This is a genomic window from Prevotella conceptionensis 9403948 (genome assembly GCF_000312305.1).
In the GTDB taxonomy this organism is placed as follows: Bacteria; Bacteroidota; Bacteroidia; order Bacteroidales; family Bacteroidaceae; genus Prevotella; species Prevotella conceptionensis.
In genome coordinates this window covers 56313-79574 of the sequence record NZ_HE999452.1, presented here as the reverse complement: position 1 = coordinate 79574, position 23262 = coordinate 56313, and the positions used below count along the sequence as shown (strand labels likewise).

The following is a 23262-nucleotide window of genomic DNA, read 5'->3' as shown; positions in this document are numbered from 1 at the left end:
GTGGGAAACTTTAGTTATCTTACCTTAAACTAATACCCAATAATCCTGAAAAATCAATCTTACCTATCTATACCTAAACCTAAATATGTATTGTTTCCTGAAAAGTCAATCTCTTGTCTTACCTTTGTCTAATACTTTTGAAGTCTGTTCTACCTTTAATCTTATTTACCTCAATGTTTGCTATATACCTAAATGTCTATCCTTATCATCAATCTCTCAAATATACCTCATATTACAACTAAACCTTTTATTTATGTTTGTATGTATCTTTTCCTTCATCGGTCACCCCCTTACAACAGGGGTGAGTTCGTTCTCCTGCTACAATCTAATCGCCTCTAAAAGCAATACCTTCTACCTAAACAAATTGGATCACTCCAACAACTAAACAATCTTCAATCTTGTACTTAACTAAACACCTACTTGTTTCTATTCTCTCAAACCTCTCACATTTGTTCATTTTAATCCGTATGATTGTGATTAGTTTTCTTTTTACGATGCAAAGGTACTAGTGTTTGCGCAAACAGCCAAGAGAAAAAACATGTTTTTCATCATAAAACAGCCTGCTTTTGATGCCAATCAAGCACTAGTGTGCCCGCACACAAGGGTAAAATTGGCCATAAAATACGGATAAACATAACAAAATGAGCTGGTTACGAGATTGATTTCTCTAATTGTTAATTAAACCAAATATCTTTCACCAATTATAAAATTTCGGCCGAAAATACCCCCAATCGAAAGCAAAGCATAGCCAGATGACGGAAAAACGCGCTGCACGGTTTCGAAAATCGCCCCCTTCGTCCACCTAACGCACCTTCTAAACGATGCTACCCTACATCCAAAAGCCGACAACGCAGCGCGCCAACGACACCAACCAAGCACCCAAATACAGCAAAATCGTCGCGGCATAACGCTGCCTTAATGAAACGAAAAGCCGATAGAACACACCGCCACACAATATATATATAAGAAATGCGTTATGAAAACATGCAATGGACAGACAGAATTAGGCAGGTAAAAATCATACTGGTGATTGCCGCAACCATCATCGTTACGGCCTCACTGGTGGTGTCGCATGTGTTAACACGCGACCTCGAAACCGAAGAACGCCACAAAATGGAAATATGGGCAGAGGCTATGCGCACGCTAAACCAAGCCGACGAGAACACCGACCTGAACCTGGTGCTGCAAGTTATCAACGCCAACAACACCATTCCGGTGGTGGTGCTGGACGCGAAAGGCAAGCCGCAGACGGCCCGCAACATCAACCTGAAAGGCAAAACGGGCGAAGACAGCGTGCTGTTGGTTAGCAATCTGGGGCAACGACTGCTTACCGAGGGGCGGTTCATCCGCATATCGCTCAACGATTCTATCAAAAGCGAATACATCGACGTGTGCTACGACGACTCGCTGATGCTGCAACGACTGGCCACTTACCCCTACGTGCAACTGGGTATCGTGCTGGTTTTCGTCATGGTGGCCATCATTGCCTTGCGCACTTCTAAGCGAGCAGAGCAAAACAAGGTGTGGGTGGGACTGTCGAAAGAAACGGCTCACCAGCTGGGAACGCCCATTTCGAGCCTTATGGCATGGACGGAGGTGCTGAAAGAGACACACCCCGACGACGAGCTGATACCCGAAATGGAGAAAGACATCAGTAGGCTGCAGCTGATTGCCGACAGGTTTTCTAAGATTGGCTCACTGCCCGAGCCTGTTCCTTCTAGCTTGAACGACGTTTTGGCGCACGTTGTGAGCTATATGGACAAACGCACACCCAAACGCATCGCCCTTAAAACGCAATTGCCCGAAGAAGACATCATCCTTAACCTTAATGCCTCGCTATTTGAATGGGTTATCGAAAACCTCTGCAAGAACGCGATGGATGCAATCGGCGAAAGCGAAGGCTGCATCACGCTAAACGTGCAAAAAACAGCCCAAAAAGTACTTATCGAAGTGAGCGATACGGGCAAGGGCATCCGCAAAAAAGACATCGCCAACGTGTTCCGCCCAGGGTTCACCACCAAGAAACGCGGCTGGGGATTGGGCTTGTCGCTTGCCAAACGTATCGTGGAAGAGTATCACAAGGGCAAAATCAGCGTAAAAAACTCGGAAGTGGGCGTGGGGACAACGTTTCTCATCGAACTAAGGATGGGGCGATAATGATCATTCTAGGATTAGAATTGCGGGAACAAAAAAAATCCCGACTGCTCTAAATGGAACAGTCGGGATGCTGTTGTGCGCCTGATAGGACTCGAACCTACACGTCGCGAAACACTAGATCCTAAGTCTAGCGCGTCTACCAATTTCGCCACAGGCGCGATTTTGCGGTGCAAAGGTAATGATTTTTTAGGGGCAGGCCAAATTTTTCGCCGTCTTTTTACGCTTTTCTCGCGTGCGCGCGTATCATAATATAGTGTAGGCTGCCCCACAAAAAGCATCTCCTACCCCATCGCCATTGCTGTTGGCCTGCCTTATTTACCATGATTCTGATGAGCTCCTTTCAGCGCGTTTTACTTCGCCAACAGCTTTCGGGCGTACTCAATAAGCGTGTCTCTTCCCCGAGCCAGGTCGGCAGACTTCATGCCTACCTGATGTGTTGGGGCGATACCGAACTCGGTATCTTTCCCGTCGCGGTCGTACATGGGGCAGGCAGAGAAACGCACTATCCAGCCGTTGGGCAGTTCACTAGAAAAAGGTAGGCCCGCACCGCCGCCCGTCCTGTCGCCCACAATCGTTACTTGGGGCAGGCACTTCATGTATTTCACAAACTCGTTGGCTGCACTATACACGCCGCGATTGGTGAGAACCACCACTCGTTTTTGCCACCTAAGCCCCTTAGAGGGTTTAAGTATCTGCCGGCGGCGGGGCGAAAAGTCGTTATGTCCACGTCCTGTTTTGTGCTGCATATAGCCCACCAGCACTTCTTCGTTGGTAAAACGGGCCGCAAGCGTTTCGGCACTGGTCACCATTCCGCCGCCATTCTCGCGCAAATCAATAATCAGTCCGTTGCAAGGAGCGAAGTAAAGCAAGATGCGGTCGAGGTTTCCAGCCCCGAAATCGTTTACGAACGAGGCGCAACGCAGGTAGGCCACGTTGTCGTTAAGTATGCGATACTTCATGCCAGCCGCAATCTTATAGTCTTTTCCGAGGTAAAGTTTCAGCACGTTCTCGCTGAAATGGCTGGGATAATCTTCTTTCCACGACCAATCTCGCCCCACATCAAAGGGCGCATAGAGATTAACGTGCCCATCTTTAAGTTCGCCCAGCATGTTCGTCAGCACCTCAAAGGTTTGCTCCTCGGTCATTTGATTGTCGAATTGGCGTGCATATTTGTTGTAAACGGCATTCCAATCCAAACCATACGTTTGCTGTTTATAGTCGAAAAAACAATAATGTTCGTCGATTATTCGCCACAAAGCCTCGAAGTTTCCACGCGGACTGTTATCGTATTGCTCCACATCAACACAAGCACCCAACAAGCCCCACGCTGCCATTAGCGGCAGAAAAAAGTATAACAGCTTTCTTTTCATGGCGCAAGTTTGATGAGGGTGAAACGTTTCACAAGGCCAATCACCACGCCATGTGTATAGACGTGGGTTTTCAAACCATTGACACGCGACTGCTGGATGTCGCCCATATAGCCCAAACGAACGGTTGAACGCAAGAGCGGAAAGTCGACAGTGAGCATTTGCCGCAAAGAAGGAGCGGAGCCAATAGTGGTGGGAACGATGTTGTTGTCGTAGTTTCCTTCCGAGAATATCTCGTAATACGACTGCCCATAGTTGGGCGAGAACATCACGCCAAGCATGGGTACGGCCATTTCGTAACGAAGGAACAGCGGTACACGACCCGCCCTAAGCTTGTAACTAGCCACTGCCGAGGGCGCAAGATGCAGAAACACGCGCGCCTGAGCAGGGTTGTTAGAGTTGTGGGTGTTGTAGATAAAGCCCACATGGGTTTCTACCCTACCCCCTACTTGCAGCTGCAAGCGGTGGTCCAGCCAATCAAAGCCATAGTGCAAGGCATAATCAAAGCTGTACATGCCCGCTATTTCGTTGCCACTTCCTGCCCTATTTTTTAAGGTAAGCCACGTTTCCCGTGTGCGTGATAAGCTGCGAAAGACGGCGTCCTTCGCGCTCGCGCTGGGTCTGCGAGATATAACGGAGGTCGGGACCTGTGTAATGTTCGGGCGAAAGATAAGTGTCTAACACCTGCGCCCGGCCGATGCCAAGCATGCGTGCAGTGGTTGTTATCTTGCCATTGGTGGGCAATGGTGGGTCTTGATTAAGCTCGTTTTGCGCCTGCGCCATAGGACTAAGGCACAACAAAAGCAAGCAAAGCCACCACCCTGCCCACGCCCGTTGGCGAACGTTGGCACAGGTAAAGGTTTCGCTTGCGTATGTGGCCACCGTCTGAATGCGCCACAAGGGGGATGCACTAAGGTTCATCTTGAAAAAGACTTGGTTGTTCTGGACTGGCCGCAGACTTGATTCGGGGCGACGAAGAGGCGGCAGACGGCGCGCTTTCTGCACCATCGTTGCCTTGTTCGCCATTGTCTTCGGGCTCTGGTTCGGGTTCGGGGAAACGTGTAGGCTCCAGTTCTTCAATGTGGTCTACATGCGAAGTGGTGATGCGTTTGCCCTTAGCCTTGAACCCTTTAACGCCAACAAAGTCTTCAATGTCAATCTCCATGGGCGCACGGTCTTTGTCGCTACCGCCGAACACCACCTTAATGCGCGGGTAAGGCTGGTCGGACAGGAAGAGAAGTTCGCTCTTGGGGTTGTCGCCAAGGAAACATTGCTTGCGCTTAGAGCCCTCCATCGTGAAACGTTTGACGTAAGCGAACTTGTCATTGTCGGCATCGCGCACCACGGCACTCCACACTTTGTTCTCGTCCCACTTCTCAATCAGTTTCAAGTTGTCTTCGTAATGGTTGTTCACATCGAAGTCTGAGAGGTAGAACTCACAGTTGTCAAGCACCACAAGTATAGAGTCGTTCTCGTTAAACTCGCCCAGCAGTCGGCCGTGGTCGTCGTAATTAATGCGTTTCACGTCGGGGTCGAACCACACTTTACGGCCCCCCAATGTGCTGTGTCCCGCTTCGAGCAGACCTATTTTCTTCACCGGACGTTTGCAAATGATGTTTCCACGCGAGGTTCTCGCCTTGATAATCACCTTCGAGAAGTCGAAATCCACGATACATTTTTTGCGGCTTGGGGGTGCTTCCGGTTCGAGAATAACCCGTATCGTCTCGGCCTCGCCGTTGGGATTGGCCGTGAAATAAACCACTTTCGACCCCGGAGTGCCTTGCGTAAGGTCGTATTCACGGTCGCGCGTTGCGCTGGTGACGTTGAAACGCTTGATAAAATAATGGCCTTCCTTGCCGTCGCGATACACAATATTATAAGTGGTGCGCCTATCGTTGCGCTTATGCACCTGCACATGCAACACGTTTTTGCCCACGAAAATCTTGTCGGCCACGCGCATTATCTTATACTTGCCGTCGCGATGGAACACCAGGATGTCGTCGATGTCCGAGCAGTTGCACACAAACTCGTCTTTTTTCAGCCCCGTTCCGATAAATCCCTCGCGACGGTTGATGTATAGTTTCTCGTTGGCCTCAACCACTTTGGTGGCCTCGATGGTTTCAAAACTCTTTATCTCGGTTAGTCGGGGGTGGTCCTTTCCGTACTTATCAATCAAGAATTTGAACCATTTGATGGTGACGTCCGTCATGTGTGCCAAGTCGTGGTCAATGCCCGCAATCTCTTCTTTGATACGTGCCAGCAACTCGTCGGCCTTATCTTTACTGAATTTAAGTATGCGCTGCATCTTTATTTCCATCAATCGCATGATGTCATCGCGGCGCAATTCGCGTATGAATTTGGGCTTGAAGGGCGTCAGTCGGTTGTCGATATGCTCCACGGCAACGTCCATATTCTCGGCATTCTCAAACTTCTTGTCTTTGTAAATGCGCTCTTCGATGAATATTTTCTCAAGCGAAGAGAAGAAAAGCTGCTCCAACAGTTCGTCTTTCCTTATCTGCAATTCCAGCCTAAGCAGCCCCATCGTGCTGTCTACGTTATGGCGCAACACCTCGCTTACGGTGAGGAAGCGCGGCTTGTTGTCTTCGATGACACAGCAGTTGGGCGAAATGTTAATCTCGCAGTCGCTAAATGCGTAGAGTGCATCAATGGTTTTGTCCGACGAAATGCCGGGGGCGAGGTGCACTTGTATCTCTACTTGGGCCGCCGTATTGTCGTCTACGCGCTTGGCCTTTATCTTTCCCTTCTCCACCGCCTTGAGAATAGAGTCGATAAGCGTGGTGGTGTTCTTGCTGAAAGGTATCTCGCGGATAACAAGTGTCTTGTTGTCCAGTTTCTCAATCTTGGCGCGCACCTTGATAGAGCCGCCCCTTTGTCCGTCGTTATATCGGCTAGCATCAATCGAACCGCCCGTGGGAAAGTCGGGAAACAGCCTAAACGGTTCGCCTTTAAGATAATGTATGGCCGCCTGGCACAGCTCGCGCATGTTGTGCGGAAGAATTTTGGAACTAAGTCCAACGGCAATTCCCTCCGCCCCTTGCGCCAAAAGCAAGGGAAACTTCACGGGCAACGCGATTGGTTCTTTGTTTCGGCCGTCGTAGCTAGCTTGCCATTGCGTGGTTTTGGGATTGAAAACGGTGTCGAGTGCGAACTTAGAAAGCCGCGCCTCGATATAACGTGGGGCGGCAGCACGGTCGCCAGTGAGGATGTTCCCCCAGTTTCCTTGCGTGTCGATAAGCAAGTCTTTCTGCCCCATCTGCACAAGGGCGTCGCCGATAGAGGCGTCGCCGTGGGGGTGAAACTGCATGGTGTGGCCCACAATGTTGGCCACTTTGTTGTACCTTCCGTCGTCCATGCGTTTCATCGAGTGCAATATACGGCGTTGAACCGGTTTCAAGCCGTCGGCGATGTTGGGCACGGCGCGTTCCAAGATAACGTACGAGGCGTAGTCGAGGAACCAATTTTGGTACATGCCGCTAAGGTGGTGCACCGCCGAGGCGTCGAATCTGTCGGCGGGTTTGTAGTCGGAATGCGTTTCAACGCCCTCTTCCTCGTTTTCGTCTTGTTCCTTTTCGTTGGCCATGTCCAGGCCTTCTTCCAGTTCGTTCGGGTCTTTTATTTCGTCGTCCATAGTGTGAGTTTCCTATATGTATGTATTTCCGCCAGATATATTTCGTGTGTTATAAAGTTAAGCCACCGTCCAAACGAGGTGGGATTGTCCTCTGCTTACTTCGCCGTTTATAGTTGCCCCGTATTGTAAGCCTTTGTTCGCAACAGTTCCATAAAGGCATCGTGGTGCGAATGTAGGCCTATGTTCAGTTCGCGGGCACTGTGAAGGCTCACGTCGCCGCCCTTCCTCGTCACCACTTTCCATTGCAACGGCGAGAACGCGCCGATGACGTAGGGCTGATGAGAGGTAACTATCAGCTGTATGTCCGTGTCGGTATTAAGAATCACGTCAAACAAGTTGGCAATGCAATTCATGTCCATACCGTTTCCCCACTCGTCTATCAGCAACACATCGCCATCCTCGGCCAAAGTTAGTGTTGTTATTAGGACAAGTGCCTTAAACATTCCCGAGGACATGTTGTCGCAAGAAACCAACGCGTTTGTTCCTTTCTCCTTGATGTGCAGGATTGGCCTCACGCTGCAATGGGTAGTATGCAACAAGGTGAAATCTAGTTCTTCCACCAAAGGGAAAACGCTCGAAAACGTCTTACAGATAGTATGAAATTCGGGCAGTTGGTTCTTCTTTAACAGATAGAGATTAGTAACTACCCCCCAAGAACGTCTTGCCTTGATGTACGCTAATTGTTGCTCTCGGTTCAACATGTCGCTTGAAAGTTCATCGCAGCTTAGAAGTCCATCACGATTTCCCAAGTCATACACCTGGGCGAAGGCATCATAAACACAATAAACCCCGTCTTCATCTTTCAACACATCTATTGCACTACGGTATGAATCTAGCTTTACGGTTTCCTCTCCCTTGTATCGCAACACAGCATCTTTACGCAAAACAAGTTCGGTTTCGCCTTCCATTAGGCGTTCACTAACAATAGGAAAAGTGTTGTCAGTTCCTAAGTTCAAAGGCTCTTGTCCGCCGGCCAATCCAAATTCGCCCGCCCATTGATAGTCCTTACCCGCTTGCGAAAAGCTTATGTTCCATTCTACACCCTCAAAAGAGTAACCATTAGCAATATCAGACAGCATCTGCAACGCCCTTAATATCTGCGTTTTTCCCACTCCCGATGCACCAACAAGCAGGGTAGTATTGTCAAATTGGGCATCTTTAATGTTCCAACCTGTCTTATGATTGATAAAAGTTAGCTTCTTAATTTTCATGACTACAAATGGATTGCGTTGTTAAAGATGGGCCACACGCCTACTTGTCGTAGCCGTATAATGGCACACTAGCATGCACACCATATTTATAACGGTGCGCGCACTCCAAATGCAAAAATACAAATAAAACTTGGATTAGCCTTATCTTATCGCTGCCAATTAGTTATTTTGGACACTTTTTACCGTTCAAGGCCACTATTAGCCTAGACCTTTTTGATGTTTCTTGCTGTCCTTCCATTACTTTTCGAATGATAGAAAGACAACTTTTAGCACCACATCCTTTTCTTAGTTGCAGGAAAAACGCCAGGAACAAAAACAATTGGGGGCATTCATGCCCACAAAGGTCGTCTTGTCTTTTAAGCTTTCTATAAATTGAGCGGAGTTTGTTGTCTTTGTGCAGTAAAACCAAGATACACACCCCACGCATACACGAAGTACCAGACTAAGATACAATAAAACCGAAATCCTGACCCATTTGCCAGTGTCAAAACATGGCCATGTCTCAAAAAGGTAACCAGACGGAAGTTCTTTCGGCGCATTCTCTACAAGTTGAAAGCATCTTACTAGTGGCACATAATGAGGAGAAAGTCAAGACGAGTTCTTTTATGTTCCTTATGTTCTTATGTCAAAAATGGACGTATTTATGTCAAAACACGAAAGACGAACGATTAACTCGTTCACTTATCCACTTGTCTTCTTGTTAATATGTCAACCCGTCAACCCGAAACAACGTCAACTTTTCAGCAAGAAATTTAACACTATCAGTGCCCTTTCTGCGCACCAACCGCCCACCTTACCGCAAAAAAATCGATTCTCGCGAAGGTTTGTTTTGAGGCAAAAAGGGGTTTGTCTGTGAACACGATAAAATGAATGTTTATTCCAAGAAACTGCCATTTGTACCACATTTTGGGCTATTTGCGGCTAAATATAGTGCAATTTGCGGCAAAACGCACTGCGTTTTGGTGCTAAATGCAGTGCGTTTTGGTGCTAAATGCAATGCGTTTTGGTGCTAAACGCAAGGTAAAATGGTGCAAAATGCAGTGCAAAATGCTACTAAACGCAAGACGAAAAGCATAAATATCCACTGAAATAGTATAAATAAAACCTTGCAGAGCCATGAAAAACAGGGTTGAAAAGGGCAAAATAGCCATTAAAAAGTAGGGTTTTAGGGGCTAAAAGTGGGTTATTGGGCGCAAAAAATAATGAGCCGGCAACCAAACTAGAAAGGCTAAATGGTGCAAAATGCAGGTCCTTTGCTTAAAAACGGACAAACAGGAAGACGTGAAAAGCAAAAAATGGTAGTCATTTACCTACTTTTTAACCTATATTTTCGCTAGAACGGAGCGAAAATTAGAGCGACATTGTAAAATAAAAGACAACAATTTAAGTTTTTGAGTTGGTGAGGTTGTGAGTTTTTGAGTTGACGAGTTTTTGAGTTGATGAGTTTTTGAGTTGATGAGTTATCGCTTGGGGTCTTTCTCAAACTGGTTTGCGGTCAGAAGTCTGTATGCCAATCAAATGCCCAACTTTGTAAACATCTCGTCTGCACTGGCATACTCATTCACACGCCCATGCGCCTTATCGTCAAGTGCTTGTTCGTAAGCTGTGCGCCGTGGTGCTGTTTTATGCACAGTCCACCCCATACGCTTTACAAGCGACTTCAACAAAGAGATGTCCGCCTTGGGTATCTCTAAAAAGTAGGTATTCATCGTTGTCTTATCCGTATCCATTGCTTATCCTCCCCGTTATAGGTTCACTTTGCAAATATAATCCTTTGCTTTGAGATACGCAAGAGAACAAAAAAGAAAAGCGCCAAACAACCATTCGCCCAGCGTGCAGAGGCGGCTTACCTATTCCACCACAGCAGCAATACGAATGTATTTAAGGCCATGAACATCTGGCAAGACGCGTTTGTGACGACAGCAAAGGGTGGAAAGCCCCACCTAAAACGCTGATTTTAACGCCCCAGTGCGCCTTCTATCGGAAATAATGTGTAACTTTGTGCCACAAATAAGTAAATAAGAAAAAGACAATGGCACAAGAAGACGTTTTCAAGAAAATAGTTTCGCACTGCAAAGAATATGGGTTCGTGTTCCCCAGCAGCGACATTTACGATGGGCTGGGAGCCGTTTACGACTACGGACAAAACGGCGTTGAACTGAAAAACAACATCAAGGAGTATTGGTGGAAAAGCATGGTGCTGCTGCACGAGAACATCGTGGGCATCGACTCGGCCATCTTTATGCACCCCACCATCTGGAAAGCTAGCGGACACGTGGACGCTTTCAACGACCCACTTATCGACAACCGCGACTCTAAAAAACGCTATCGTGCCGATGTGCTGATAGAAGACCAAATTGCCAAATACGAGGAAAAGATAGACAAAGAGGTGGCTAAGGCCGCCAAGAAGTTCGGCGACAGCTTTGACGAGGCCATGTTCCGCCAAACCAATCCGCGCATTTTGGAACACCAAGCCAAGCGCGACGCACTGCACGAACGCTATGCACAGGCCATGCAAGGCCCTAACTTGGATGAGTTGAAACAGATTATCCTGGACGAGGAGATTGTAGACCCCATCAGCGGAACAAAGAATTGGACCGACGTTCGCCAGTTCAACCTGATGTTCTCTACCGAAATGGGTTCGCTATCTGATGCCACCAGCAAGATTTATCTGCGCCCCGAAACGGCACAGGGCATCTTCGTTAACTACCTGAACGTGCAAAAAACGGGCCGCATGAAAGTGCCTTTTGGCATTGCACAGATAGGAAAGGCGTTCAGAAACGAAATTGTGGCACGCCAATTTATCTTCCGTATGCGCGAGTTCGAGCAAATGGAAATGCAGTTCTTCGTTACGCCCGGCACCGAGCTCGATTGGTTCCACAAGTGGAAAGAAACGCGTATGAAATGGCATCAGGCATTGGGATTTGGTGCTGAGAACTACCGCTTTCACGACCACGAAAAGCTGGCGCACTATGCCAACGCCGCATCCGACATCGAGTTCCGCATGCCCTTCGGTTTCAAAGAGGTGGAAGGCATACACTCGCGTACCAACTTCGACCTGTCGCAACACGAGAAATTCTCGGGCAAGAGCATCAAATACTTCGACCCACAAACCAACGAAAGCTACACGCCCTACGTTATCGAGACCAGTATCGGCGTAGACCGCATGTTCCTTTCGGTGATGTGCCACGCCTTTGAGGAAGAGAAGCTGGAGAATGGCGAAACACGCACCGTACTGAAATTGCCTGCTGCACTGGCACCCGTTAAGTTGGCCGTGCTGCCGTTGGTGAAGAAAGACGGACTGCCCGAAAAGGCTCGCGAGATTGTGAACGCGCTGAAATTCAAGTTCAACACGCACTACGACGAGAAGGACACTATCGGCAAACGCTATCGCAGACAAGACGCCATTGGTACGCCTTACTGCGTAACGGTTGACCACGACACGCTGACCGACAACTGCGTTACGTTGCGTTTCCGCGACAACATGCAGCAAGAACGCGTGAACATAGACCAACTAGACAGCATCATCGAAGACAAAGTGAGCATCACCACCTTGCTCAAAAAACTGCAATAACCATGACGAGAAAAAGCTTTTTATTGATGGCCGCGGCCGCATGGATGGCCTTTGCCTTCACCGCATGCAGCGAAACAGACAATGCCACCGACGACTTCCCCAACTGGCAAGCCGCTAACGAGGCCTATTTCGACAGTATATATAATGTGGCGAAGGCCAATACCGCCCAATGGCAAGTGATACCCAGCATTACGCTCCCCAAGGAGGCGGTGAAAAACAAGACCGACAACGTGGCCGTGCAAGTGATTAAGGCCGGCGAGGGTAGCGAACGCGCATTGCAAAACGACACGGTGCGCGTGATACTGCAAGGCCGACTTAAAGCATCGCCAAGTTATCCGCAAGGCAAGGTTTTCCACCAAACCTATGTGGGGAGTGACGACAACACACGGCCAGTGCCGCTAAACAGGCGGTGAGTTCGGCGGTCCCTGGCCTGCAAACGGTCTTACAAAGCATGCCCATAGGTGCCAAGTGGCGCGTGTATGTACCTTACTAACTGGGCTTTGGCTCGGCCGCGGGAAGAGGAACCATCGCCCCATCCGCAAGTACAACCGTATCTGTGCCCGCTTACTCTACGCTGGTTTACACGGTTGAGTTGGTGAGCATCATCCGTCAAGGGCATCAGTAAAGCCGCATAATCTTCTTAGGTGTGTTCTATAAGTTCCTTAACAGCGTGTCTGTTACATCAAGGGGAGTTTATAGAACACACCTTATTAATATATACGCGCGCGAGTTAAACACCAAGACAGCGCGCGCTGATACGCTTGCACTTGCTGCCAATGTCGACAATAGCTCCCCCCTTAAAGCACTTAACGACACCTATTAAACTGCAACACACAGCCCCTCTTACGTTTTTTTCGTTTCATTTCTTTTGCCATAAAGCAAAAAAAGTGTACTTTTACAAGCAGAAATCACATTATATTACTATAAAATCTATGAGTTTGAAAATTGTTGTACTTGCCAAACAAGTACCAGACACGAGAAACGTGGGCAAAGATGCCATGACGGCAGAAGGCACTGTGAACCGCGCTGCCTTGCCCGCCATCTTTAATCCAGAAGACTTAAACGCATTGGAACAGGCCCTGCGCCTTAAAGAACAGCACCCTGGCTCTACCGTTGGCGTGCTGACGATGGGGCCGCCACGTGCAGGTGAAATCATCAGACAAGGGCTTTACCGCGGAGCAGACACGGGTTGGCTGCTTACCGACAAGCTTTTCGCCGGTGCCGACACGCTGGCCACATCCTACGCCTTGGCTACTGCCATCAAAAAGATTGGCGATGTGGACATCGTTATCGGCGGACGACAGGCCATTGACGGCGATACGGCACAAGTAGGACCGCAGGTGGCACAGAAATTGGGCCTTAATCAGGTTACATACGCCGAGGAAATACTGAAAGTTGAGGATGGAAAGCTAACCATTCGCCGACACATCGACGGCGGTGTTGAAACGGTTGAGGCACCCATGCCTTGCGTGGTGACAGTTAACGGAAGTGCCGCGCCATGCCGCCCTTGCAACGCTAAGCTGGTGATGAAGTACAAAAATGCACGTTGCCCCATGGAACGCAACGGCAAAGAGCCGCATCCCGAACTGTTCGAGCTGCGCCCTTACCTCACGCTCAACCAATGGAGCGTGGCCGATGTGGACGGGGATGCAGCCCAATGCGGACTTAGCGGCTCGCCCACAAAGGTGAAGAGCGTGCAAAACATCGTGTTCCAAGCTAAGGAAAGCAAGACGCTAACGGCCGCAGACGCCGACATCGAGGCGATGATGAAAGAATTGTTGGACGAAAAGATTATCGGATAAGTAGACGAGTTTCTATGTTCGGCAACAGCAAATAAAGAAACTCGAACACGCAAGAACTTTAAAAAAGACATGAACAACGTATTTGTATATTGCGAAATAGAAGACGCGACGGTGGCCGAAGTGTCTCAAGAATTGCTAACCAAAGGGCGCAGCCTGGCCAACGAACTGGGTGTGCAGCTGCATGCCGTAGTTGCAGGCACGGGAATTAAAGGCCATGTCGAAGGCCAAATTCTGCCTTACGGCGTAGATAAGCTCTTCGTCTTTGATGCCGAGGGCCTGTTTCCCTACACGTCTGCACCACATACCGACATCCTCGTGAGCCTCTTCAAACAAGAGAAACCGCAAATCTGCCTGATGGGCGCAACGGTTATCGGTCGCGATTTGGGGCCGCGCGTGTCGTCGTCGCTTACCAGCGGCCTTACCGCCGACTGCACCCAGCTGGAGATTGGCGACTATGACGACAAGAAAGCTGGCAAGCATTACGATAAGCTGCTGTACCAAATTCGTCCCGCCTTCGGTGGAAACATCGTTGCAACGATTGTCAACCCCGACCACAGGCCGCAAATGGCAACCGTGAGGAGTGGCGTGATGCAAAAGAAGGTGCTGGACAACAACTACAAGGGAGAAACCGTTTATCCCGACGTTACACAGTACGTGCAACCCGAGAGTTATGTGGTAAAGGTGCTCGACCGCCACGTTGAAGAGGCCAAGCACAACCTCAAAGGCTCGCCCATCGTTGTGGCCGGTGGCTATGGCGTAGGCAGCAAAGAGGGTTTCGACCTGCTTTTCAAACTTGCCAAGGAGCTACATGGCGAGGTGGGAGCAAGTAGGGCCGCCGTTGATGCAGGTTGGGCCGACCACGATAGGCAGATTGGGCAGACGGGCGTTACCGTTCATCCCAAGGTGTACATCGCTTGCGGTATCTCTGGACAGATACAACACATCGCCGGAATGCAAGACAGCGGCATCATCATCTCTATCAACACCAACCCCGATGCACCCATCAACAAGATTGCAGACTATGTTATCGTGGGTACGGTAGAAGAGGTGGTGCCGAAGCTGATTAAGTATTATAAGAATAAGTAGTAAAGAAACAGACCCAAAACAGCAATCGGCCTCACCCCCAACCCCTCTCCAAAGGGAGAGGGGAGTAATATGCTTAGACAATGATTTGCAAGTTACTTCGGTACAAAATGGCCGCAGGGCTATCTCCAACCAACAACCTCAGGAATATTAAATGAGGCCTGTCTGTGAGAAACCAATTTGGGTATGCACAAAGCTTACATACAACTAATTGCTTAACGGCAAGAACCTGATGGACAAGGACAATGTTTATGGGTACGAAACGGCTGCACCCGACCGCTATTCACGACTGAAAACATTCGCACATAACAATCGAAAGGAAATGACACCAAGCGAAGAACGCTTGTGGAATGCACTTAGACATCTGTCGTGTGGATATAAGTTTAGACGGCAACACGCCATTGGCGACTTCATCGCCGACTTCGTTTGCTTGGAAAAACGATTGGTAGTGGAAGTGGACGGCGAGTATCACAACTCGCCAGAACAACAAGCAGACGATGCCACCCGTAGCCTAGTTCTTGAACAAAAGGGCTTTCATGTTATCCGTTTCAGCAATGATGTGGTTGACAAAAGCCTTGATAAGGTTCTGCACAGCATCAAAGAATATCTATTTAATCATTAAGGAATTATCACCCGCCTCATCTCCGAACAACATATAAACTAGGAGAATGGTTCGCCTTTCATCTACTTTATCACGCTGTTCGCAGATATTTAAGTTTTAACTTCAAAAGCAATACGTCCGCGAGGGTTACCAACAAAACACCCGTCGTCCGTATGAAGTAAACAAACATACCACTCCCCTCTCCCCTCGGAGAGGGGTCGGGGGTGAGGCCAATTTATTTATTACGATATGGCAAATTACTTTTCGGACGCTCCCGAGTTGGAGTTCCACCTTCATCACCCGCTGATGAAAAGAATTGTTGAGCTGAAAGAGCGCAACTTTGAAGATAAAGATAAATACGACGACGCACCCGTTGACTACGACGACGCCATCGAAAACTATAAGCAACTGTTGGAAATAACGGGCGACATCACCGCTAACGTTATCGAACCAAACAGCGAATCGGTTGACGAAGAGGGTCCACACCTCGTTGACGGACGCATGGTGTATGCCTCGAAAACGTTCGAGAACCTCGATGCCACGCGCAAAGCAGGCCTGTGGGGTATCTCCATGCCACGCCGTTACGGAGGTTTGAACCTTCCAATAACGCCTTATTCGATGGCATCGGAAATGATGGCGACGGCCGATGCTGGTTTCCAAAACATCTGGAGCTTGCAAGACTGCATCGAAACGCTGTACGAATTCGGCAACGAAGAGCAGCGCAAGAAGTACATTCCGCGTGTTTGTCAAGGCGAAACGATGTCGATGGACCTCACCGAACCCGATGCAGGCAGCGACTTGCAGAGCGTAATGCTCAAAGCCACCTACTCGGAGAAGGACGGATGCTGGCTTATCAATGGCGTAAAACGCTTCATCACCAATGGCGATTCCGACATCCACTTGGTTTTGGCGCGCTCTGAGGAGGGCACGAAAGACGGTCGCGGACTGTCGATGTTTATCTACGACAAGCGTCAAGGAGGCGTTACCGTGCGTCATATAGAAAATAAACTGGGCATACATGGCTCGCCAACGTGCGAGTTAGTGTACAAGGATGCAAAGGCCGAACTATGTGGCGAAACGCGTTTGGGCCTCATCAAGTACGTTATGGCATTGATGAACGGTGCCCGTTTGGGTATCGCCGCACAGAGCGTTGGCGTGTCGCAGGCCGCCTATACCGAAGGATTGAACTACGCTCGCGAACGTAGACAGTTTGAAACAAACATCATCGACTTCCCTGCCGTGTACGACATGCTCTCGCGCATGAAGGCCAAACTGGATGCAGGACGTAGCATTCTCTACCAAACGGCACGCTATGTTGACGTTTATAAAGCACTCGACGACATCGCACGCGAGCGCAAACTTACGCCCGAAGAGCGCGCCGAGCAAAAGAAATACATGCGCTTGGCCGATGCCTTCACGCCACTGGCGAAGGGTATGAACTCTGAATACGCCAACCAAAACGCCTACGATGCCATACAAATTCATGGTGGTTCGGGTTTCATCATGGAGTATAAGAGCCAACGCCTCTATCGCGATGCACGCATTTTCTCTATCTACGAGGGCACAACGCAGTTGCAAGTGGTGGCCGCCATTCGCTATATCACCAACGGAACCTATCTCGGCATCATGAAAGAGATGCTCGAAGAGGAGGTGGCCGAGAACCTACAACCGCTTAAAGAGCGTGTGGCCAAGTTGGTGGAACGCTACGAAGAATGCGTGAACAACGTGAAAGCGTGTGGCAACCAAGACAGACAAGACTTCCTTGCACGTCGCCTTTACGAGATGACTGCCGAGATTTTCATGTCGTTGCTCATCATTGCCGACGCATCGAAAGCCCCCGAACTCTTCGAAAAGAGCGCAAACGTGTATGTTCGCATGACAGAAGAAGCCGTTATAGGAAACCATGCCTTCATCGCCAACTTTAAGGTGGAAGACTTGGAAAGTTACAAGGCACGCTAAAAAGTACTCACCCCTTACTCCTCTCCAAAGGGGAGCAGGGGGAATGATATGCCCTGTTTCTTGGGGTTTGAACTATCAGTTCACATAATGCTGAACAACAAAGGGGCGTGTTACCATTTATTGGTAGCACGCCCCTTTTATTTTCAATAGTTAATCAAAGCTCTCCTTGTAAGCCTTTCAAGTCAAAAGCTAGCTGACAAGTTTACTTGTGAACGAGTTGATAAGTTTACTCGTGAACGAGTTGATAAGTTTACTCGTGAAGAAGTTGATAAGTTAGTAGGCGAAGCCATCTTTTCACCCTTTCACTTTTTCACCTCTTCACCTTTAAACCTCCTTTTCACCTAAGCGAGCTGACAAGTTTACTAGTGAACAAGTTGACAAGTTAGCAGGCGAAGCCATCTTTTCACCCTTTCACTTTTTCACCTCTTCACTTTTAAACCTCCTTTTCACCTAAGCGAGCTGACAAGTTTACTAGTGAACAAGTTGACAAGTTAGCAGGCGAAGCCATCTTTTCAACCTTTCACTTTTTCACCTCTTCACTTTTAAACCACCTTTTCACCTTTAAACCATCTGTCCAATCAGCTCTTCCCTATCCCCAGGCAGCATATCAATAACAGGAATCTCAACCATAGTATAGCATCCAGGCTGCAAACGCATGGAGGCGCGAGCCACATTAACCAGCACCTGCGCCGTTAGTGCGGGGTTGTTAATGCTCATATCGAAAGAGAAATGCTGGTTTTGGGTCTTTCCGCTAACGCCTTTGCGCACCAAATGAACGCCATGCCCCATGTCGCGAACCTCGTCTACCGACTTCACGGCAAACACATGCGTCTCGTCGTTAGCGAAATACGGATCCGCCTTTACCTCTGCGGCCACATCTTCAAGTCGTGCGCCATCCTCCAATTCCACATAAACCATCCTGCGATGAATGCCTTCGCCCAGAGGGATAGTCATCGAAAGCGCATTCTTAACCCCCTTCTTACTGCGCACGCACACGCTGTGCCCCATGCTCATGCCAGGTCCGAAGTTGGTGTACGACAAGCCTTTGGGTGCCAAACTCTGCATCAACATGCGCACGATAGAGTCTGAACCCGGGTCCCATCCTGCCGAAATAACGCTCACTCGGCCATGTTCTTTACACACAGGCATCAGTTCCGCACGATAGTTCACTATGTTCGTGTGGATGTCAAAGCTATCTACCGTGTTTATCCCCATAGCCAAATACTTCTTGGCGTATGCCGGGCACTCGCGCGTAGGCAAAGCCAAGATAGCCACATCCACATCATGTAGTTCGGCAATGTCGCTCACCACGTTGTACTTTTCCAACTCCATCGGCCTTTCCTTAGCCCCTTGTCGCCTTACGATACCAGCCACTTCAAAGTCGGGAGCCACCTCCAACGTCTGCAATGTATATTGCCCAATGTTGCCATAGCCCACTACGGCCGCTCTAATCTTTTTCATATTCTTAAATGTTTGTATTGTTATCATTCTGTTTGTCGCCAGCAGGCGATGTAACAAACAAATGCCAGCTGCGACCTACAAAAGTAGTGCATTACAATGAAATAACGGCAAACAAGCCAACAAAAAACACCCTTCGCTATGCAATTTGCGTTAAAACGTGCACAATCTTAACCTATATCAATGAAGTCGTCTTGACCTTCAATATTTCTACAAATTGAGAGGTGTACAGGATAAGCCAACTCACCGGCTTATAAATTCACAAAAGCCCAACAACTCCCGAAGACATCCATTCACAAACTCAACAATTCACAAACTCAACAATTCACAAACTTATCAACTCAAAAACTTAAATTATTATTTTTTATTTTACATAACCGCTCTAATTTCCGCTCCGTTCTAGCGAAAATATAGGCCATAAAGTAGGTTATTTGCCACTATTTCTAGTCTTTGGCACCTTCCAATATGTTCAATTTTAAGAAAAAACCTGCATTTTGTACCATTTAGCCCTTCTAGATTGGTTGCCAACTCATGATTTTTGCAGCCCAAAAAACCACTTTTAGACCCCCAAACCCCACTTTTTAACCACCATTTTGCCCTTTTTTGCCATGTATTTCATGGTTCTTTAAGGTTTTGTTTATACCATTACGGCGCATATTTATTCTTTTCGTTTTGCATTTTACACCATATTGCACTGCATTTAGCACCATTTCATCTTGCGTTTAGCATCAAAACGCACTGCATTTAGCACCAAAACGCACTGCGTTTTGCAGCAAATTGCACTTCGTTTTGCAGCAAATTGCAGTACATTTAGCCGCAAATAGTCCAAAATGTGGTACAAATGGCAGTCTTTTTAAATATAAATTCATTTTGCTGCATTCACGGACTAACCCCTTTTTGCATCAAAACAAACCTTCGCGAGAATCGATTTTTTGCGGCAAGGTGGGCGATTGGTGGATAAAAAGGGCACTTATAATGTTAAATTTCTCGCTGAAAAGTTGACAAAGGCTGGCAAGTTGACGAGTGTACAGTTTTCTTTTGCAACCCCATCGCAATCCGAGTGTATCACCGTTAGCAGCAATTCACACCATGCATCACGGCCTATATGTGAGCGTCAACACCAGTTCACGCCCTCTAACACGCATGTCTGTAGTAGTCCGCACCAAGTCGTTATTCATACTGTAAGCGTAACTGCTCTTGTTCAGCGCATTGGTTAACTTCAACTTGCAGTCAATGTGTCTGCCCACATACCCCAAAGCCAGGTCTACAAACACCATATCCTTATAGCCTCTGTCAGGTAATTGATTGCGATACCATTCCAAGTTGGTTTCCAATTTCATTGCACCCACAAGCGGAATGGTGGCCTGTGCCTCGTGATGCCAGTTATTTAGCGACGACCTTTTGTCCCAATCGGGCATGTACATCTTGCTCCAACGGTAAGACAGGGCATAGTTAAAGTCCATTCCTTTCCATAAAACCATGTTGAGACTAGTCTTTAACCACAGTCCGTCTGTTTGCAAGGGCATACGCATTCCATCTTGCGATATGTAGGTGTTCGTATGGTTATAGTCCACCATAGTTTGCAGTTTAGTGTTGAACAGCGAAAATCCCTTTGACAACATCGATGTCACTTTCCACATATTATACCGCGTTTCGAAGGGCAACAGCGACAACACAATGTACTTTCCCACAAACTCACGCGATGTGGTATATGGGTTCGTGCCCTGCGTTCGTGTCACATTCACGTTAAAATGCGTAGCCTGCAAGGCATTTTTATATAGCATTCTTAGTCGTACGTTTCGTTCCCTGCACACTGCATAGCCGTTATAACCCCTGCTGGCATACTCATAATCTTGCAGAATTAGCACGTCGAAAAACCTGTTGATGTCTACTTGCGAAGTGTACTCGCTTGCACTACACCTGAATTCTAACCGTGGCGTGGCATTCCACTGTATGGTTAGGCCGGGCGAGACGTATGTATGCCACTGGCCACCATGCCCCCGATACCAATACATGTTGTGTTCCAAGAAGGCCGAAAGTGTAAAGCGTACGTCGCGCAAACGATATTCCGCTTCGGGATTGGCGTATAGTTGGCAGAAACCGAAACGACCATCACCTATCTTATTAGCCCAAACACTATCGGGCACGCCATAGAGATTGGACTGCAAATTATGCACAACCGCATTCACACCAAGGCTTGTCGATAGTTTTACTTTACCTATAAGCAAGGCTCCTTGCAAACTTGTGTTGGTTTCAAAATAATGCTGTGTAAGAGTCTGTAAAGCCGAATCTGCTTGTATTCGCTGTGGCCTTGTTTCGTAGATGCTGCCCGAATTGAACGACAAGAGGTGCTTACCCCACCGTTTGATAAGGTAAAGGTCGTCTCTGACGGTAAACTTCGGTAGCTTGGCATACACGATATGGGCATTCGTTCCTGTCTCGTTTAGCCATTGCTTACGCCATTCCAGGTCGCCTTGTAGCTTGTTTTTCAAGTACTGGTTGTTGGCATTGTTCTCGTATTTCAATAAGGCGTGGAGATTGTTCTCACGGGTCAATCCATGTTTTTGGTTGTCTGTCAGGCGCGTGTCACCTGCTCTATAATATTCAGTCACCCGTCTTTCCCACGTATTTTCTTCGTTGTTCTCGTATATCAGTTGCAAATTCACCTGCGAAATGTCGTTTATGCGTTTCAGCGTATTTAACGTAAAGCTATGGCTTCTGTTGAAAAGCGACCGCCTACCAAGAAATCCCGAATTAGCCACAGGCAGCTGTATCACGTCTGTTAGCCTACTACTTATCTCGTCGAAGTTAAACAGGTTTGTTGTTTCCTTGCCTATTGGCTTACCCAAATTGTTTGATTTGTAGGTAGCCATCAGCTGCCATTGTGGCTTAATGCGCATAGCAAAACTCTCGGCTTCCCACAAAGTGCCCTTACTTTTTAGGCCAACACTGCCTTTGGCCGTAACGATCCAGTGTGCCTTCGCTCCGTCTTTCATACGTATGTTCACGGCATCGTCGTTGGTATAAGTAAATTCCTCAAGTACTCTTACCGGTTGATGGTGTTTTATCACCTCCACCGATGCCACCTCACCTTGCGGTAGCGTATTGGTGGCCACACCGTATTTAGATCCCAGAAGGTCGAGTCCTTCGATGTAAAAGTTGCTTATCGGCTTTCCTCCATAGGAAATTTGGCCGCTCTCCTTGTTCACTTCAAAACCAGGAACGCGCCTCAACACGTCGGCTAATGTTCGGTCGCCGGCTTGTGCATAGGTTGCTAACAAATATTTTATTGTGTCTCCACTAAGCTTCACCTTCTCTGATTTCACGTTCACTTCTTTAAGCGTCACGGCATCATCAGCCATTGTCAGCCTTTGGAAAGGCATGCCCTCCTTCACTTCAATACGCCTAGCCTTATACCCAAGAGAGGAAATTTGCAGGCTGTTTCCCACCTTGGCCTCGATGCCGAATCGCCCTTCCGCATCAGTTTGGCAATAATTCAGCATCTTGTTGCTTTCTGCATCCACGTGTTTCACCACAACCCATTGCATCGGTTGACCGTTTGTATCAGTCAACCGACCTTCCACTTTCACCACTTGTGCACATGTGACGAAAGTCCACAATATGGCTATTGCCATCAAACATGCCTTTTTCATCGTTGTAAAAGTTTAGTTACGTGATGTGAACATGTGCACTATGCCGCCACATCTATAATATAAGGAGAGCATGAAAGTGAGCTAGGAGCCTCCAAGAAAACCACTTATTCGTACTCTTCACTCTTGCCATTCACTCTAATTCCATTGGTGGGGCGATGATTGTTTTGGGTGGATAGGTTTTGGGATCGGTACTTGCTTTCAGGTATTTCTCACGTGCGATGAGTGTGTACTTATGGTTATAGAAATTGTAGAACGTAACGGGCGGCACGCCTTTGGTTTGTAGGCTGTTCGCCTCCAAGTCTATGTAGTTCTCGCAATGGGCTTTTAATATCAGCCCAGGCAAGCCTGCCAGTTTCCAAGGTCCAAGTGGAATGCCAACCTCGGGTGCATACCAAACCGTCCATTCACGCCCCCTGAATCGCGTTTTAGCCATTAGACATTGCTGGCCAACTATCGTTCGCGTGCTATCTGCCACCAAATGCCAGTCCATTTGTGGTATGGGTTCTTCATAAAAACAATGATCGCCGAACAAAGAAGCATACACAGTGATTTTACCTTGCGTTAGATTTCGGTATAAATACTGTCCACACCCTGGGCTATAAGGCATGCGTTTACTGTCGTCGTCACGATGTTCAAGGGCATCCATCATTCTTCTGAGGCGTTCCATGTCATAGTCGGGGCCATTTGGAGAGTTGCTCATAGAGTCAGACACATACGTGTCTATATTAATATATTGTAAGCATCCAAT

General features: G+C 48.0%; 14 protein-coding genes, 1 tRNA gene and 1 pseudogene. 7 read left to right on the top strand and 9 right to left on the bottom strand.

Annotated elements, in window-relative coordinates:
• Positions 1-984 precede the first annotated feature (984 nt).
• A complete protein-coding gene (locus BN93_RS13480) occupies positions 985-2157 on the top strand; it encodes a sensor histidine kinase (RefSeq protein WP_044260887.1) in 1173 nt (390 codons plus the stop codon).
• Between the two features lie 76 nt (positions 2158-2233).
• Here the strand turns inward: BN93_RS13480 and BN93_RS13475 are convergent.
• From BN93_RS13475 to BN93_RS13450, 6 genes and pseudogenes are all read right to left on the bottom strand, one after another.
• A tRNA-Leu gene (locus tag BN93_RS13475) sits at positions 2234-2315 on the bottom strand.
• A 192-nt stretch (positions 2316-2507) separates the two neighbouring features.
• Positions 2508-3527, bottom strand: a complete 1020-nt coding sequence (locus BN93_RS13470; RefSeq protein WP_019188843.1) for a S41 family peptidase — start codon at positions 3525-3527, stop codon at positions 2508-2510.
• A pseudogene (locus BN93_RS19100) lies at positions 3524-4445 on the bottom strand (DUF3316 domain-containing protein). The gene BN93_RS13470 and the pseudogene BN93_RS19100 overlap by 4 nt, the downstream one beginning before the upstream one ends.
• Positions 4435-7173 (bottom strand): DNA gyrase/topoisomerase IV subunit A, encoded by a 2739-nt coding sequence (locus BN93_RS13460; RefSeq protein ID WP_019188842.1) that lies wholly within the window; start codon positions 7171-7173, stop codon positions 4435-4437. The pseudogene BN93_RS19100 and the gene BN93_RS13460 overlap by 11 nt, the downstream one beginning before the upstream one ends.
• A 107-nt stretch (positions 7174-7280) precedes the next feature.
• The gene (locus BN93_RS16310) at positions 7281-8384 is read right to left on the bottom strand and encodes an AAA family ATPase (protein WP_019188841.1); all 1104 of its coding nucleotides are present in this window, start codon (positions 8382-8384) and stop codon (positions 7281-7283) included.
• A 1514-nt stretch (positions 8385-9898) separates the two neighbouring features.
• The gene (locus BN93_RS13450) at positions 9899-10114 is read right to left on the bottom strand and encodes a hypothetical protein (protein WP_019188839.1); all 216 of its coding nucleotides are present in this window, start codon (positions 10112-10114) and stop codon (positions 9899-9901) included.
• Between the two features lie 302 nt (positions 10115-10416).
• Between BN93_RS13450 and BN93_RS13445 the strand changes: the two genes are divergently transcribed.
• The 6 genes from BN93_RS13445 (at position 10417) to BN93_RS13420 (ending at position 17403) form a co-directional block, all read left to right on the top strand.
• Positions 10417-11958 carry a glycine--tRNA ligase gene (locus BN93_RS13445; protein ID WP_019188838.1) on the top strand — a complete coding sequence of 514 codons (1542 nt, stop codon included), beginning with the start codon at positions 10417-10419 and terminating at the stop codon, positions 11956-11958.
• A 2-nt stretch (positions 11959-11960) separates the two neighbouring features.
• On the top strand, positions 11961-12371 hold the full coding sequence (locus tag BN93_RS13440; protein ID WP_232211187.1) for a hypothetical protein: 411 nt from the start codon (positions 11961-11963) through the stop codon (positions 12369-12371).
• Between the two features lie 519 nt (positions 12372-12890).
• Positions 12891-13760: an electron transfer flavoprotein subunit beta/FixA family protein gene (locus tag BN93_RS13435; RefSeq protein ID WP_018968067.1), complete on the top strand. Its 870-nt coding sequence runs from the start codon at positions 12891-12893 to the stop codon at positions 13758-13760.
• 69 nt (positions 13761-13829) lie between these two features.
• A complete protein-coding gene (locus BN93_RS13430; protein ID WP_019188836.1) occupies positions 13830-14846 on the top strand; it encodes an electron transfer flavoprotein subunit alpha/FixB family protein in 1017 nt (338 codons plus the stop codon).
• A 229-nt stretch (positions 14847-15075) separates the two neighbouring features.
• The gene (locus BN93_RS13425) at positions 15076-15465 is read left to right on the top strand and encodes an endonuclease domain-containing protein (RefSeq protein WP_044260883.1); all 390 of its coding nucleotides are present in this window, start codon (positions 15076-15078) and stop codon (positions 15463-15465) included.
• A gap of 228 nt (positions 15466-15693) precedes the next feature.
• Positions 15694-17403 carry an acyl-CoA dehydrogenase family protein gene (locus tag BN93_RS13420; RefSeq protein ID WP_019188834.1) on the top strand — a complete coding sequence of 570 codons (1710 nt, stop codon included), beginning with the start codon at positions 15694-15696 and terminating at the stop codon, positions 17401-17403.
• Between the two features lie 561 nt (positions 17404-17964).
• Here BN93_RS13420 and BN93_RS13415 read toward each other — a convergent pair.
• From BN93_RS13415 to BN93_RS13405, 3 genes are all read right to left on the bottom strand, one after another.
• Positions 17965-18864 carry a diaminopimelate dehydrogenase gene (locus BN93_RS13415; RefSeq protein ID WP_044260880.1) on the bottom strand — a complete coding sequence of 300 codons (900 nt, stop codon included), beginning with the start codon at positions 18862-18864 and terminating at the stop codon, positions 17965-17967.
• 1091 nt (positions 18865-19955) lie between these two features.
• A complete protein-coding gene (locus tag BN93_RS13410; RefSeq protein WP_019188832.1) occupies positions 19956-22514 on the bottom strand; it encodes a TonB-dependent receptor in 2559 nt (852 codons plus the stop codon).
• Between the two features lie 130 nt (positions 22515-22644).
• On the bottom strand, positions 22645-23262 hold a 618-nt coding region (locus BN93_RS13405; protein WP_157462884.1), incomplete at its 5' end, for a GLPGLI family protein.